This window comes from Streptomyces sp. NPDC001927 (genome assembly GCF_053594455.1).
On record NZ_JBSFEN010000008.1, the window covers coordinates 332,197 to 346,772 of the forward strand.

Consider the following 14,576-nt stretch of genomic DNA (forward strand, 5'->3'; position numbering starts at 1 on the left):
GGCCCCCTGCCAAAGCGGCCCCCGACCCCCTCGCTTGCGCCCCCGTCACGTCAAGTCGAACTCGCCCTCCCGGGCGTTGACCACGAAGGCGCGCCACTCCGCCGGGGTGAAGATCAGGGACGGTGCCTCCGGGCGGCCGCCGTTTCGCATGGCGATGAAGCCTTCTACGAAGGCGATCTGGACGTCTCCCGCGCCCTGGCTGCCCGATCGCCAGTCGGCTCCGGTAAGGTCGAGGTCCGGCTTGTTCCAGCCCATGAAGGCGTGCTGGGTGGTGGTGCTCTCCGCCACGTCCGTGCTCCTCCCGCATAGCGCAACGTCGTCGTCCGGGGCTCAGGGTAGCGAGCGGCACCGGGTGCCGACAGACCTCCGGCGGGCGGCCCGGGCGGCTCAGGCGGCCGGTGGACGGTCGCCGACGAGCCACATCGCGAAGAACTGCGCGCCCCCTCCGTACGCGTGTCCGAGCGCCCTGCGCGCCCCCTCCACCTGGTGCTCGCCCGCCTGCCCCCGTACCTGCAGCGCCGCCTCCGCGAAGCGGATCATCCCGGACGCGCCGATCGGGTTGGTGGACAGGACGCCGCCCGAGGGGTTCACGGGCAGGTCGCCGTCGAGTTCGGTGACCCCGGCCTCGGTGAGCTTCCAGCCCTCGCCCTCCTCGGCGAAGCCCAGGTTCTCCAGCCACATCGGCTCGTACCAGGAGAACGGGACGTACATCTCGACCGCGTCGATCTCCCGGCGCGGGTCCGTGATGCCGGCCTGGCGGTAGACGTCGGCGGCGCAGTCCTTCCCGGCCTGCGGCGACACGAAGTCCTTGCCCGCGAAGAGCGTGGGCTCGCTGCGCATCGCGCCGCCGTGCACCCAGGCGGGCGGCCGGGGCGAACGTGCCGCGCCCGCACGGTCGGTGAGGACCATCGCGCACGCGCCGTCGGAGGACGGGCAGGTCTCGGAGTAGCGGATCGGGTCCCAGAGCATCGGCGAGGCCTGGACCTTCTCCAGGGTGATGCCGTGCTCGTGGAGGTGGGCGTACGGGTTCTTCAGCGCGTTGCGCCGGTCCTTGTACGCGACGAGGGAGCCGACGGAGTCCGGTGCGCCGGTGCGCCGCATGTAGGCGCGGACGTGTGGGGCGAAGAAGCCTCCCGCCCCGGCGAGCAGCGGCTGCTGGAAGGGGACGGGCAGCGAGAGGCCCCACATGGCGTTGGACTCGGACTGCTTCTCGAAGGCGAGGGTCAGGACGGTGCCGTGGACCCGGGCGGCGACGAGGTTCGCGGCGACGAGCGCCGTCGAGCCGCCGACCGAGCCCGCGGTGTGCACGCGCAGCATCGGCTTGCCGACCGCGCCGAGGGCGTCGGCGAGGTACAGCTCCGGCATCATCACGCCCTCGAAGAAGTCGGGGGCCTTGCCGATGACGACGGCGTCGATGTCCGCCCAGGTCAGCTCGGCGTCTTCCAGGGCGCGCACGGCGGCCTCGCGGACGAGTCCGGCGATCGACACGTCCCCGCGGGCGGCGACGTGCTTGGTCTGGCCGATTCCGACGACGGCGACGGGCTCTTTAGGCACGGGCTTCCCCTTCCAGGACGGCGACCAGGTTCTGTTGCAGACAGGGGCCGGAGGTGGCGTGGGCGAGGGCGCGGTCGGAGGCGCCCCGGTGGATGCGGGCGGCGGCCTCGCCGAGGCGGATGAGGCCGGCGGCCATCATCGGGTTGGCGGCGAGCGCTCCGCCGGACGGGTTGACCCTCACCCTGTCGTCGAGGTCGAGGGCTCGGCGGAGCACGACCTCCTGGGAGGTGAAGGGCGCGTGCAGTTCGGCGGTGTCGACCGGCCGCTCGAAGGCCCCGGCGCGCTCGGCGGCGAGCCGGGTGGACGGCGAGTCGGTGAGGTCGCGTACGCCGAGGGAGTGCGCCTCGATCCGGTGGTCGATGCCGCGGATCCAGGCTGGACGGTCGCACAGCTCGCGGGCCCGGTCGCCGACGGCGAGGATCACGGCGGCGGCGCCGTCGCCGATGGGCGGGCAGTCGCCGGTGCGCAGCGGCCCGACGAGGTACTCGCCCTGCTCGCGGGCGCCCGGCAGTTGGGCGTGCGGGTTGGCGGTGGCGTCCTGACGGCTGCGCGTGGCGATGGCGGCGAGCGCGGGCTCGTCGGTGTGTCCGGCGTCGATGAGCGCCTGCGCCTGGAGGGCGGCGAGGGCCACCGTGTCGGGCCAGAGCGGGGCGAGGTAGTAGGGGTCGAGCTGCCGGGTGAGGACATCGCGTACGGAGCCGGGTGAGGACTTCCCGTACGAGTACACCAGCGCGGTGTCGGCCTCGCCGGTCAGCAGCTTCACCCAGGCCTCGTAGAGCGCCCAGGCGCCGTCCATCTCGACATGGGACTCGGATATCGGCGGCCAGGCGCCGACGCCGTCGAGGGCCATGGTGAAGGAGAAGGCGCGTCCGGCGAGGTAGTCGGAGGAGCCGGAGCAGGTGAAGCCGATGTCGGCGGTCTTCAGTCCGGTCTGCCGCAGCACGTCGTGGAGGACGGGCATGACCATCTCGACCTCGGACAGTTCGTCCGTGCGGCGCCGGTGGTCGGTCTGGGCGAAGGCGACGATCGCGACTTCGCGGTCCTGTCGGTCCGGCGTCACAGGAGCTCCTTGTACGTGTCGTAGTCGGCGTCGGGTTCGCCGGTCGGCCGGTAGTGGTCGGGGTAGCGGCCGTCCTCGCTCCACACGGGTTCGACGCGGAGCCCCATCCGCACCTGGTCGTAGGGGATGCCGCCGATCCGGCCGTGGAGCGCGAGCCCGGCGCCGTCGAGGGCGATGTGGGCGTAGACGTACGGGACCTCGATGTCGAGGTTCTTGGCCTTGATGTTGACGATGCAGTACGTGGTGACCGTGCCGCGCGGGCCGACCTCGACGTGCTCGGTGGTGGCGACTCCGCAGGTGGGGCAGGCGCCTCGGGGCGGGACGTACACCTTGGTGCAGGACGGGCAGCGTTCGCCGACGGTCCTGCGCTCGGAGAGCGCCTGCAGGTAGCCGGTCTGGGCGCGGCCGGGGCTGTAGGTGTAGTCGAGCCGGGCGTGGGCGACGATGCCGGTGACGGGGGTGTCGAAGGTGCCGTCGTGGGCGCGCGTTTCGTGGTCCTCTGCGCTCTCGTACGGCTCGAAGCAGGCGATGTCCGTGATGGCGCCGGTCCGCTCTTCGGCCCAGCGGAGCCGGACCCGCATGCCGGTGCGGACGGCCTCGGGGCCTGGCGCGTCGAGGGCGTGGAGGAGGGCGGTGTCGGCGCCGTCGAGGCGGACCAGGACCCAGGCGAAGGGCGTCGACAGGGGCTGTCCGGTGCGGGGCTCGGGGTTCCAGGCCCAGGTGGTGACGGTACCGGTGGTGCCGAGCTCGACGAGTTCGCGGAGTTCGGCGGCGGTCACCGGGTCGTACTCGACGGGCGGGACGAGCACGCGGCCGTCGTCGGCCCTTACCCCGAGGACGGTCCGCTCGCGGAGGCCGGTCAGGAAGGCGGACTGGACGGGGCCGAGGGAGCGGGTGAAGGGGAACTCGACGACGAGGGGGGCGCGGAGGGTTTCCGGGGCGGGGGGCATGGGGCTCCTTGGTCGGGGTGGTGACGTGGGTGCGGGCGGGTCGACCGCTGCGCGGGGCGTTCACCCCACCCCGCCCCTTCCCGAACTGGGGCTCCGCCCCAGACCCCGCGCCTCAAACGCCGGCGGGGCTGGATCGTGCGCGAAAGGGGCGGGGTGGGGAAAGGTCACTGCCTGCGGTACACCGGGGCCCTCTTCTCCGCGAAAGCGCGCGCCCCCTCCTTCGCGTCCGACGTGTCGAAGATCGGCCAGCCGCGGGCGAGTTCCGCCGCGAGGCCCTCCGTCTCCGTCAGTTCGGCCGTCTCGTAGACCGAGGCCTTGACGGCCTCGACGGCGAGCGGGCCGCAGGCGTTGATCTGTTCCGCGACCGAGAGCGCCGCCTCCAGCGCCGTACCCGCGGGGACGACGCGGCCGACGAGTCCGATCCGGGCCGCCTCCTCCGCTCCGTACGGCCGCCCGGTCAGCAGCATTTCGAGCGCGTGCGTGCGGGCGATCTGCCGCGGCAGCCGGACGGTCGAGCCGCCGATCGGGAAGAGGCCGCGCTTCACCTCGAAGAGGCCGAACGTGGCGGAGGAGCCCGCGATGCGGATGTCCGTGCCCTGCAGGATCTCCGTGCCACCGGCGACGCAGTAGCCCTCGACGGCCGCGATGACCGGCTTGCGCGGGCGGTGGTGGCGCAGCATCGCCTTCCAGTGCAGGTCGGGGTCGGCCTTGAGCCGGTCCCGGTACTGCTCGCCCTCCATCCCCTTGCCCGCCAGCGCCTTGAGGTCCATCCCGGCGCAGAAGGAGCCGCCGGCGCCGGTGAGGACGACGGAGCGGATCGTGTCGTCGGCGTCTGCCTCCAGCCAGCCGTCGTAAAGACCGACCAGCATGGGCAGTGAGAGGGCGTTCTTGGCTTCAGGCCGGTTGAGCGTGAGCACGAGCGTGGCGCCTTCGCGCTGCACGGTGAGGTGTTCGGTCCCACCCATGGGCGTTCTCCCGTCTCGAGACCTAGAACAGGTTGCAGGAGGGGCGGTTCCAGTTCAATAGTTTTCTGACACTCAGTCAGATTGTTCTGCGCGACCCCTTCCCACCTCCGCCGCTCGGCGCTCTAATGACCGCCGAGTCAGTTCGGGCCTGGACGACCAGCGGGGTCAGGAGGAACGGTGGAGTACAACCTTGCCGACCTGTTCGAGTCGGTCGTCGACGTGGTCCCGGAGCGCGAGGCGCTCGTCTACGTCGACCACCCGGGCACGGGCGCGGAGCGCCGGCTCACGTACGCGCAGCTGGACGCCGCCGCCAACCGGCTCGCCCACCATCTGGTCGACTCCGGCATCCGGCCGGGCGAACACCTGGGCATCCACATGTACAACGGCATCGAGTACCTCCAGACCGTCCTGGCCTGTCTGAAGGCACGGATCGTCCCGGTCAACGTGAACTACCGGTACGTGGAGGAGGAGCTGGTCTACCTCTACCGGGACGCCGACCTCGCCGCGCTCGTCTTCGACGCCGAGTTCACGGAGCGGGTCGCGGCGGCGCGGCCGCAGACGGAGAAGCTGCGGCACCTCGTGCGGGTGGGGACCCCGCCCGAGGGCTCCCCGGCGCTCGCGTGCACCGCCTTCACCGACGCCGAAGCCGCCGGTTCGCCCGAGCGCGGTTTCGCGCCGCGCTCCGCCGACGACCTCTTCATCATCTACACCGGCGGTACGACGGGGATGCCGAAGGGCGTCATGTGGCGCCAAGAAGACCTCTTCTTCGCCGGCCTCTTCGGCGGCGACCCGGCGGGCGAGCCGGTCAAGAGGCCCGAGGAGCTGGCCGAGCGGGTCGCCGCGGGCGGCTCGGGGATCACGTTCTTCCCCGCTCCCCCGCTGATGCACGGCACCTCGACCCTGACGTCGTTCATCGCCTTCAACTACGGCCAGCGGGTGGTCATCCACCGCAAGTACGCGCCGGAGGAGGTGCTCCGGACGATCGAGAAGGAGAAGGTCTCCAGCGTGTCGCTGGTGGGCGACGCGATGCTCAGGCCGCTCATCGACGCGCTCCACGGCCCGCTCAAGGGGACGGACCTCTCCTCGCTCTTCAGCGTCTCCTCCTCCGGGGCGATCATGTCGGAGACGGTACGGGCCCAGTTCCAGGCGCTCGTGCCGAACGTACTGCTGCTGAACAACTTCGGCTCCTCGGAGTCCGGTTCCAACGGCAAGGCGACGGACGACTCGGGCCCGGAGAAGGGCTTCCGCCTCGAGGTCAACGAGCGGACGCGGGTCGTGGACCCGGCGACGTACGAAGAGGTCGCGATCGGCGAGGTGGGACGCCTCGCCCAGCGCGGCCACGTCCCGCTGGGCTACTACAACGACGCGGCGAAGACGGCCGAGACCTTCTTCCAGAAGGGCGACGAGCGGTGGGTCCTGCTCGGCGACATGGCGACCGTCGACGAGGCAGGCATCGTCACGGTCCTCGGCCGGGGCTCGCAGTGCATCAACACCGGCGGGGAGAAGGTCTATCCGGAGGAGGTCGAGCAGGCGCTGAAGTCCCACCCGGACGTGTACGACGCGCTGGTCGCCGGTGTGCCGGACGCGAAGTGGGGCAACCATGTGGCGGCCGTCGTCCAGCTGCGCGCCGGGGCCCCCGCGCTCGACCTGGAGACCGTGCAGACCCACTGCCGCACCCGGCTCGCCGGATACAAGATCCCCCGCCAGCTGGTGATCGCCGACGCCATCCAGCGCTCGCCCAGCGGCAAGGCCGACTACCGCTGGGCCCGCTCCCTCGCCGCCGCCGAGGACCCGGGGGCGCAGGGCGCGCGCTAGATACCGAAATCCCGGAGCGCGGCCAGGAAGGCGTCCGGCTGCAACCGGTGGATCTCGTGGCCCGCGGCGATCCTGACGAGGCGCGCCGCGGGCAGTTCGTCCGCAAGCCACGAAAGCCGGTCCTGCGCGAAGTGGCTGGTCTCGCCGCCCGCCAGGATCAGGGTGGGGGCTGTGATCGTCGCCAGGCCCTCGCGCCAGGCGGGATCGGGCGCGTTCAGCTGGGCGTCGGTCGCGTGCACCACGGCCCAGTCGAGCGGGAGCGGCCCCTCGGGGCGCTCCGCGTGGCCGCGCGGCGGGTCGAGCGGGATGAAGACGGGCGCCTCCTCCAGGACGAGCCTGCCGATCAGGCCGGGCTCCTCCAGGGCGAGGAGGTAGGCCGCCGCGCCGCCCATCGAGTGGGCGACGACATCGGCGCCGGTGAGGTCGAGCTCCTTCAGGAAGCCGCGCAACTCGTCGCGGAACACGTCGAATCCGTACGGCCCTGTCCAGTCGCTCAGGCCGTGGCCGCGCAGGTCGACGGCGTACACCCGGCGGTCCGCGGCCAGTTCCCCGGCGATCCGCGCCCACTCGGCGCTGTTCCCACCGCGCCCGTGGACCAGGACGACGGGCGGGGCGGCCTCCTCGCCCCACACCCGGTAGGCGAGGCGGACGCCGTCGACGGTGACCGTGCGGACCTCCGGGTCGAGGAAGGCCGCGATCGGGCGGGCGAAGGCGCCCGCGTCGTCGACCCAGGGGAAATGGCCCGCGCCGCGCTGGACGACCAGCTCGGCGTGCGGGAAGCACTCCGCCAGCTCGGCGGCCCGTGCCGGGCTCGGACCGCCGTCGTACTCGCCCGCCAGGATCAGTACGGGCGCGGTGAGGCCGGCCAGCGCGGCCCGGGTGGCCTCCGGGTCGAAGGCGCCGGGTGCATGGAAGGCGGCCGCCGCGTCCCAGTGCGCCTCGTCGGTGATCGCGGCAGCGTGGGCGCGGGCCTCCTCGTCCCATCGGCCGTACTTGAAGGGGGCGGTGATCTCCATGACCCGCGGCGCGGGCGTGTCGGGCCCGATGGTCGCCAGGCCGGCCCAAGCCTCCGCGTACCAGGGCTGATCCGCGAAGACCTCCCCCGCCTTGTCCCACTCCTCGTCGGTGATCTCGATGCCCACGGCCAGCGTGCCCGGGGTGACGAGGACGAGGGAGCGCACCCGCTCGGGGTGGGCCGCCGCGTACAGCGTGGCGAGGTTCCCGGAGGCCGAGTGGCCGAGCAGGTCGATCCGCTCCAGGCCGAGGTGGCGGCGGAGCGCCTCGACGTCGGCCACCTGACGGTCGCAGCGGTACGAGGCGGGGTCCGCGGGCTCGGCGGAGGCGCCCGTGCCCCGGAGGTCGAGCACGATCAGGCGGCGGTACGCGGCCAGGCCGCCGAACTCGCCGAGGTACGCGGCGTCGCGCATCGGGCCGCCCGGCAGACAGACCAGCGGCTCCCCCTCCCCTCGTACGTCATAGGCCAGTTCGGTCCCGTCGTACGTCGTGAAGGTCGGCATGGCACCGATCGTGCGCGCCGGTGGATGATCTTCGCAAGCGATTTCGCCCACGGCGCGATACGGACCGAAGGCGCGATACGGTGGGATGACTCCCACCCGCGAAGGAACGACTTTCCCATGCCCGAGACCCTCCGAGGCGACTGCGCGAACTGCTTCGGGCTGTGCTGCGTCGCCCTCCCGTTCGCCAAGTCCGCGGACTTCGCGGTGAACAAGTCGTCCGGGGAGCCGTGCCGGAACCTCCAGGAGGACTTCCGCTGCGGCATCCACACCCGGCTGCGGCCGAGCGGGTACTCCGGCTGCACGGTGTACGACTGCTTCGGCGCGGGCCAAAAGGTCTCCCAGGTCACCTTCGGCGGGGTCTCCTGGCGCGAGGCGCCGGAGAGCGCGCGGCAGATGTACGAGGTGTTCCCGGTGATGCGCCAGCTCCACGAGCTGCTGCGCTACCTCACCGAGGCCCTCGCCCGGCCCGCCGCGCGCCCGGTCCACGCGGAGCTGCGGAACGCCCTCGCGCGCGTGGAGGGGCTGACCGAGGGGTCGGCGGACGCGCTGGAGAAGCTGGACGTCGGCGCCGTACGGGGCGAGGTCAACCCGCTGCTCCTGAAGACCAGCACCCTGGTGCGGGCGGCGGCCGGCGCGAAGACCAAGAGCCGGCGCGGGGCCGACCTGATCGGGGCCCGGCTGCGCGGGGCCAAGCTGCGGGGCGCGGACCTGCGCGGGGCCCTGCTGATCGCCGCCGACCTGAAGGGCGCGGACCTCTCCCTGACCGACCTGATCGGCGCCGACCTGCGCGACGCCGACCTGTCCGGCGCGGACCTCACGGACGCCCTCTTCCTCACCCAGCCGCAGCTGAACGCGGCGCGCGGCGACGCGACGACCCGCCTCCCGGCGGCCTTCGAGCGCCCCGCCCACTGGGCCTAGGGCCCTAGGCCTCCGCCGTCCTGGCGCACAGGTAGGGGCGGGCGAGGAGCAGGCCGACGGCGGTCAGGAGGATGCCGATGTACACGGGCGCGAGGTGGAGGAAGTCCGTGTAGTGGATCGCGCCGTGCACGACGACGGCGGGCAGGAAGCCGAAGGCCGCCGCCGTGGCCAGGGACCAGAACACCCAGGCCTCGCCCCGCCCCCAGCCCCACGCGCTGAGCAGCGTGATGGCCACGGCCGCGGCCATCAGGGCGCCGCCGAAGCCCGCGCGGTCGTGGGCGACGAACGGGACGAGCCGAGGGTTCACGGCTCCCAGGGCCTGCGTGTCGGCGCCCAGGAAGACCAGGTCGCTCGGCACGAAGACGCCGGTCAGGCCGACCACCGAGATCACCGTGCCGCCCGCGAACAGGCCCGCTCCCGTGACGATGAGCAGGAGTTGTCCCACCAGGGCCCGGCGCCGCTCGCGCTCCGGGCCCTCGGGCATCCGGCGCCAGCGCGGGGTGTGCGGGGCCCGGCGGACCGCGGCCACGAACATCGGGAAGAGCACGAGCGTGGTGGCCGTGTGGAGGGGCTCCACGAAGCCGGTCACCAAGAAGTAGAAGAGGGTCGGGAAGCCGATGGCGCCCGAGATCAGGTACGCCTCGCGGGCCCAGGCCCTGCCGCGTCTGATCCCGCCGACTGCGAGGCCGGTGTAGAGGGCGCCGATCGACACCATCGTGCCGGCCATGGTGATCCGGTCGTGCTGGAGGAAGTGGACAAGGTGGTGGTTGGCAGCGTGCAGCTCGTCGAGCGTCATGCCGAGGTAGTCGCGGTCGTACCAGAGCAGGACCGGCCCGAGGGTGATCGCCGCCGCCCCGAGTCCGGCGCCGATCATGCCGAGTCCGACGAGCAGTCCCCACACCCAGGCGGGCCAGCGGCGGGGATCGCGGCCCACGTCCCGTAGCCCCGGAGCGGGCGCGGTGGGGGTGGCGGCCTCGGTGACCCGTGCGAACCAGCCGGGTCCTGCCTCGACGAGCACACCCGGCCGGGCGAGGACGACGGCGTTCGGGTCGTCGAGCGTGGCGGCAGCGGCGGTGACCGACGGGTCCGACACCCGGACGACGTGGGGTTCGTCGTCGCGCGTGAAGCCGTCGACGTACGGGGCGAGGGCGGCCTCGGCCTCCGGGTCGGCGGTACGGACGACCAGCGGGATCGAGCGGCCGGCGGCGGCCGCGCGGACGGTCTCGACATCGGCCGCCGCGACCGGCGCCACCTCGACGACACCGGCCCCGAGCGGGGCCATGGCGCGGACGGTCTCGTGGGCGAGCGCGGGCGGCACGGATATCCCGAGTCGCACGGCCACGGGCACGCCGGCCAGCTCGCCGGCGAGCCGCTCCGGTGGATGGCGGTGTCCGAAGCCCCGGGCGATCAGCCGCGCGCCGACGGGGCGGGAGCCGACCGCGGCGAGCAGCCGCAGCGCGGTGCGCTGCGAGCGGCGCGTGCCGACGACGGCGGCGGCAGCGCCGCGCAGGGGGTGATAGGTCCAGTCCGGCATCGTTACGTCTCGTTCTCCGTCGCGGGCACGGTCGCGGTGGGACCGGGCGGGGTCCAGCCGAGCACCGGTGTCATGGAACGCAGGGTCGCCCGCTCCGGCGTGAGCCGGGCGGCGACGTCGCGCAGGAACACGGCCGGCGGCCACGCCAGCTGGCCGATCGCGCCGAGGCGGGCGGAGCGGCGCGCGACGGCCTGGGTACGGGGGCGGCGCAGCCGGTCGTACGAGCGGAGTGCGGCGGTCACGTCCGGGGTGCCGTCGAGGCAGGCGGCGAGGGTGACCGCGTCCTCCAGGGCCTGGCAGGCGCCCTGGCCCAGGTTGGGGGTCATGGCGTGCGCGGCGTCGCCGAGGAGGGCGACCCGGCCTCGTACGAAGGAGGGCAGCGGGGGCAGTTCGTACAGGTCGTGGCGGAGCACCGCGTCGGCGGGGACGGCGGCCAGGAGGGCCGGGATCGGGTCGGGCCAGGATCCGAACCGGCGCAGCAGTTCGGCGTGCTCGGTGGAGCCGGCGGCGGTTCCGGTACCTGGCGGGAGCGACGCGGTCGCGAAGCAGTACATCCGGCCGCCGGGCAGGGCCGTGTAGCCGAACCGCTCGCCGCGTCCCCAGGTCGCCGCGCCCTCGGCGGGCGGTTCGGCGAGGGGCTCGGTGACCATGCGCCAGGCGGTGTAGCCGGCGTACCGGGGCGCGGGCGCGTCGGGCCACAGCGCCTCGCGGACCGCGCTGCGCAGCCCGTCGGCGCCGATGACGAGGTCGGCCCGGGACTCGCCCCCACCGTGCTGGACGACGAGGCCGTCGCCGTCCTCGCGGACGGCGGTCACCTCGCTGCCGGGTCGAAGGCACTCCGGGGGCAGCGCCTCGGTGAGCGCCCGCAGCAGCTCGGCGCGGTGCAGGACCACGAGGGGATGGCCGAAGCGGCGTACGAGTTCGGCCGTGTCCGTACGGGAGAGCCAGCGGCCGCGGCGGTCGCGTACGCCGCCCGAGGCCTCGACGGCGCCGAGGGCCCGCACGGTGTCGGCGAGACCGAGCACGTCGAGCGCGCGGAGCGCGTTGGGCCAGAGGGAGATCCCGGCGCCGATCTCGGTGAACCGCGGGGCCCGTTCCAGGACTTCGACGCGCCAGCCGCTCCGGTGCAGGGCGATGGCGGCCGCGAGGCCGCCGATCCCGCCGCCGACGACGGTCGCGGCGCGCTGCGGCATGGGTTCCTCGCTCGGATTCTCGGGCTCCGCCGCAGGGGCACGGGCGGCGGGTGGGGACGGGACGCGGCGCAGGTGGGAGGGCTGAGCGGCGCCCCATAGCAACATGTCGCCCCACGCGTGTCAACGTGCGCCGGGCGGCTACGACACCGCGGGCTGCCGGCGCGCCTGGGCGACCTGGGGCGCCTGGGGGACGTACACGTACGGCGTGGTCGTTGTCAGCGCGGTGAAGCCGAGGCGCTGGAGGATCGGGCGGCTGGTGTCGGCCGCGTCGACCTGGACGTAACGGTGGCCGCGCTCGACGGCGATCCGGGTGCGGAAGGCGACCAGGGCGCGGTAGAGGCCCCTGCCCCGCCAGTCCTCGACCGTGCCCCCGCCCCACAGGCCCGCGAAGTCGGTGCCGGGGTACAGCTCCAGGCGCGCCGCGCTGACGGGTTCGTCGCCGGCCATGGCGAGTACGGCGGCGACGGTGTCGGGCGCCGCCGCGAGCCGGTCGAGGAGTTGGCGGCCGATGTGGGAGCTGTCGCCGCCGAAGGCCCGGTCGTGGACCCGGGTGACGAGTTCCACTCCGGCGGCGTCGGTGACGGGGACCAGCTCGACGCCCTCGGGGAGGTCCACGGAGGTGGGCAGCGTGGCGGCCTCCGCGACCATGAGGGTCTCCGCGTCCTCGGCGGTGAACCCGGCGGCGAGGAGCCGGTCCGCGAGGTCGGCCGGGCCGTCGTGTCCGTACACCTTCCACTCGAAGGGCAGCCCGAGCGCGGTGAAGTGACGAATCTGCTCGGCGACGGCCTCGTCGGCGTCGCGCTCCTCGAGCCCGGACCAGAGGACGCCGTTCCAGGCGTGGGCCGGGCCCGACTGCCGTACGACCGGCCCGGACCGCTCCACGCGGGTGCCGGGCCCGTCGGGGCGGGCGCCGAGGCGCAGCTGGCGGTCGTACTGGGCGAGCAGGGCGCGGATCGCTTCGTCGTTCATGGGCAGACTCCAGCACCAGCCACCGGGGCGCGGCAATCCGTTTTCGGCGCGCACGCACCCCGGCGGCCCGGCCGGGCAGTCGGCGGGCGCGCACCCCGGCGGCCCGGCCGGGCGCGCCCCGGTCTCAGCCGGGCGCGTGGCGGAGCGGCGTGAGCTGTTCGATGTCGTAGCGGCGGCGGAGCGCCTCGATCGCCGCGTGGTCGACCTCTCCCCCGGAGCCGAGGATCTCCATGAGCTCCTCGAAGTACCGCTCGTGGTCGGGCGGCGGGGAGGCCTGGAACAGCATCCGGGCGGGCTCCCCGGTCGGGTTGGCGAAGGCGTGCGGGCAGCCGGGCGGCACGAGGATCAGGGTGCCCGGGGTGGCCCGAACGACCCGCTCGCCCGAGGCGGACTCCCAGTCCCGCCACCGGTCGGGGGTGCGGACGAGGGGCTCGAAGGCGAGGACGTCCAGCTCCCCTTCGAGCAGGTAGAAGAGCTCCTCGCTGTGGCCGTGGGTGTGCGCGCCCACGTCGAACCCCGGCGGGACCTCGACCTCGAAGGTGGAGGCGGTCGGGGTGTGCGCGCCGGTGACCTTGAACGTCACCCGCTGCGCCGCGGTCGTCAGGGTCTTGCCGTGCCCGGGTGGCACGACGAGTCCGCCTTTTGCCGGGTGGATCGCTGTCATGGCGCTGTACGCCCTCTCACCGTACGTCCTCCCACCACGCGGCCTCTCACCAGGTGACCGGCAGGGTCTCGGGGCCGCGGATCAGCGCGCCCCGCTGCCACTCGATCTCCTCCTCGGGCACGGCGAGCCGCAGTCCGGGGAACCGCTTCCAGAGGGTGTCGAGGAGGATCTCCGACTCGATGCGGGCGAGTTGGGAGCCGGGGCAGTAGTGCGGTCCGTGGCCGAAGGCGACGTGCGGGTTGTAGCCGCGGTCGAAGTCGAGGCGCTCGGGGTCGGGGAAGACATCGGGGTCGCGGTTGGCCGTCAGGTACGAGACGTAGACGGGGGCGCCTGCCGGGATGAGGACGCCGCCGACCTCGACGTCCTCCAGGGCGATCCGGGAGAGGCCGACCGCGTTGCGGTGCGGGATGTAGCGGAGCAGCTCGTCGACGGCCTGGGGCAGCAGCTCCGGTTCGGCGCGGAGCCGGGCGAGGTGCTCCGGGTGGGTGAGCAGGGCGTAGACCATGTTGGCGCTGTTGTTGCGCACCGCATGCGCGCCCCCGATCTGGATGAGCACGGCGAGGCCGACGGCCTCGTGCTCCTCCAGGGTCCCGTCGTCGACGGCGTCGGCGAGGACGGCGGCGAGGGTCTCGCGGCCGGTGCCGTGGTTGCGCCCGATGAGGTCGGTGAAGTACTGGGCCATCTCGGCCTTGGCCTGCTCGCTGGCCTCGCGGCCCGCGCCGGCGGAGATGATCGTGTCGGACCAGTGCGCCATCAGCCCCTGGTCGCCCTCCGGTACGCCCATCAGCTCGCTGACCATGGCGAGCGGGAACGGCCGGTTGACCATGGCCATCAGATCGGCGGGGGCGCCCTGTTCCTCCAGGGCGTCGAGGAGCCGGTCCATGGTGGCCTGGGCGTGGTCGCGCAGGGCGGCGAGCGCGCGGGCGGAGAAGGCCCGGGCGACGACGCGGCGCATCCGGGTGTGGTCGGGCGGATCGGCGAAGCCGACGGCGCCGTCCATCGGGATGAAGTGCGGGGCGAGCCGGGTGATCTGGCGGCCGTGGACGGCCTGGCGGCTGAAGCGGGGGTCGACGGAGACGAACTTGACGTCCTCGTAGCGGGTCACCAGCCAGGCGTGGCCTTCGCCGTGCGGCAGCCGGACCCGGGAGACGGGGTCCTCGTGGAGCAGCTTCGCGAGAAGGGGGTCGAACTCGAGGCCGGTGAGGTCGGGCACGGCCCAGAAGTGGACACGTGGGCTGAGGGAGTTCTGGGCGGTGGTGGTCATGAGGCGACTTTCGCGGGAGCGGGGCTGCTGTTCGGCGACGCGAGCGGGCGGGAGGGAGCGGGGCGCGCGGCGAGGGCAGTGGGTACGGGGGTGGGGGGCACGGGGGCCGGAGAGACATCCGCGGAGGCGGGGGCCATCGGCGCCGGAGCGCGGCGGGGTTCGAGCACCGACAC

General features: G+C 73.6%; 13 protein-coding genes. 2 read left to right on the plus strand and 11 right to left on the minus strand.

What is annotated here, in order from left to right:
• Positions 1-45: 45 nt before the first annotated feature.
• The 5 genes from ACWCO8_RS23540 to ACWCO8_RS23560 form a co-directional block, all read right to left on the minus strand.
• Positions 46-288 (minus strand): DUF397 domain-containing protein, encoded by a 243-nt coding sequence (locus tag ACWCO8_RS23540; protein ID WP_362014219.1) that lies wholly within the window; start codon positions 286-288, stop codon positions 46-48.
• Positions 289-387: 99 nt separating this feature from the next.
• Complete coding sequence (locus ACWCO8_RS23545; protein WP_451033886.1) at positions 388-1,554, minus strand: thiolase domain-containing protein; 1,167 nt, start codon at positions 1,552-1,554, stop codon at positions 388-390.
• Positions 1,547-2,614, minus strand: coding sequence for a thiolase domain-containing protein (locus ACWCO8_RS23550; protein ID WP_362014216.1), 1,068 nt, complete (start codon positions 2,612-2,614; stop codon positions 1,547-1,549). The genes ACWCO8_RS23545 and ACWCO8_RS23550 overlap by 8 nt, the downstream gene beginning before the upstream one ends.
• Entirely contained in the window at positions 2,611-3,564 is a 954-nt protein-coding gene (locus ACWCO8_RS23555) for a Zn-ribbon domain-containing OB-fold protein (protein WP_451033887.1), read from the minus strand. Before ACWCO8_RS23555 ends, ACWCO8_RS23550 begins: the two co-directional genes overlap by 4 nt.
• 164 nt (positions 3,565-3,728) lie before the next feature.
• Positions 3,729-4,529, minus strand: coding sequence for a crotonase/enoyl-CoA hydratase family protein (locus ACWCO8_RS23560; RefSeq protein WP_451033888.1), 801 nt, complete (start codon positions 4,527-4,529; stop codon positions 3,729-3,731).
• Between the two features lie 177 nt (positions 4,530-4,706).
• Here ACWCO8_RS23560 and ACWCO8_RS23565 point away from each other — a divergent pair, with 177 nt between their 5' ends.
• Entirely contained in the window at positions 4,707-6,344 is a 1,638-nt protein-coding gene (locus ACWCO8_RS23565; RefSeq protein WP_451033889.1) for an acyl-CoA synthetase, read from the plus strand.
• Here the strand turns inward: ACWCO8_RS23565 and ACWCO8_RS23570 are convergent.
• Complete coding sequence (locus ACWCO8_RS23570) at positions 6,341-7,861, minus strand: alpha/beta fold hydrolase (RefSeq protein ID WP_451033890.1); 1,521 nt, start codon at positions 7,859-7,861, stop codon at positions 6,341-6,343. The two genes, ACWCO8_RS23565 and ACWCO8_RS23570, sit on opposite strands and share 4 nt — an antisense overlap.
• A gap of 117 nt (positions 7,862-7,978) precedes the next feature.
• Between ACWCO8_RS23570 and ACWCO8_RS23575 the strand changes: the two genes are divergently transcribed.
• A complete protein-coding gene (locus tag ACWCO8_RS23575; RefSeq protein ID WP_451033891.1) occupies positions 7,979-8,779 on the plus strand; it encodes a pentapeptide repeat-containing protein in 801 nt (266 codons plus the stop codon).
• Positions 8,780-8,783: 4 nt separating this feature from the next.
• Here ACWCO8_RS23575 and ACWCO8_RS23580 read toward each other — a convergent pair whose 3' ends face one another.
• The 5 genes from ACWCO8_RS23580 to ACWCO8_RS23600 form a co-directional block, all read right to left on the minus strand.
• Positions 8,784-10,313 carry a hypothetical protein gene (locus tag ACWCO8_RS23580; RefSeq protein WP_451033892.1) on the minus strand — a complete coding sequence of 510 codons (1,530 nt, stop codon included), beginning with the start codon at positions 10,311-10,313 and terminating at the stop codon, positions 8,784-8,786.
• 2 nt (positions 10,314-10,315) lie between these two features.
• The gene (locus ACWCO8_RS23585; protein ID WP_451033893.1) at positions 10,316-11,506 is read right to left on the minus strand and encodes an FAD-dependent monooxygenase; all 1,191 of its coding nucleotides are present in this window, start codon (positions 11,504-11,506) and stop codon (positions 10,316-10,318) included.
• Positions 11,507-11,644: 138 nt separating this feature from the next.
• On the minus strand, positions 11,645-12,475 hold the full coding sequence (locus ACWCO8_RS23590; RefSeq protein WP_451033894.1) for a GNAT family N-acetyltransferase: 831 nt from the start codon (positions 12,473-12,475) through the stop codon (positions 11,645-11,647).
• A 124-nt stretch (positions 12,476-12,599) separates the two neighbouring features.
• Entirely contained in the window at positions 12,600-13,139 is a 540-nt protein-coding gene (locus ACWCO8_RS23595; RefSeq protein WP_451033895.1) for a cupin domain-containing protein, read from the minus strand.
• 46 nt (positions 13,140-13,185) lie between these two features.
• Positions 13,186-14,403, minus strand: coding sequence for a cytochrome P450 (locus ACWCO8_RS23600; RefSeq protein ID WP_451033896.1), 1,218 nt, complete (start codon positions 14,401-14,403; stop codon positions 13,186-13,188).
• Positions 14,404-14,576: the final 173 nt, after the last annotated feature.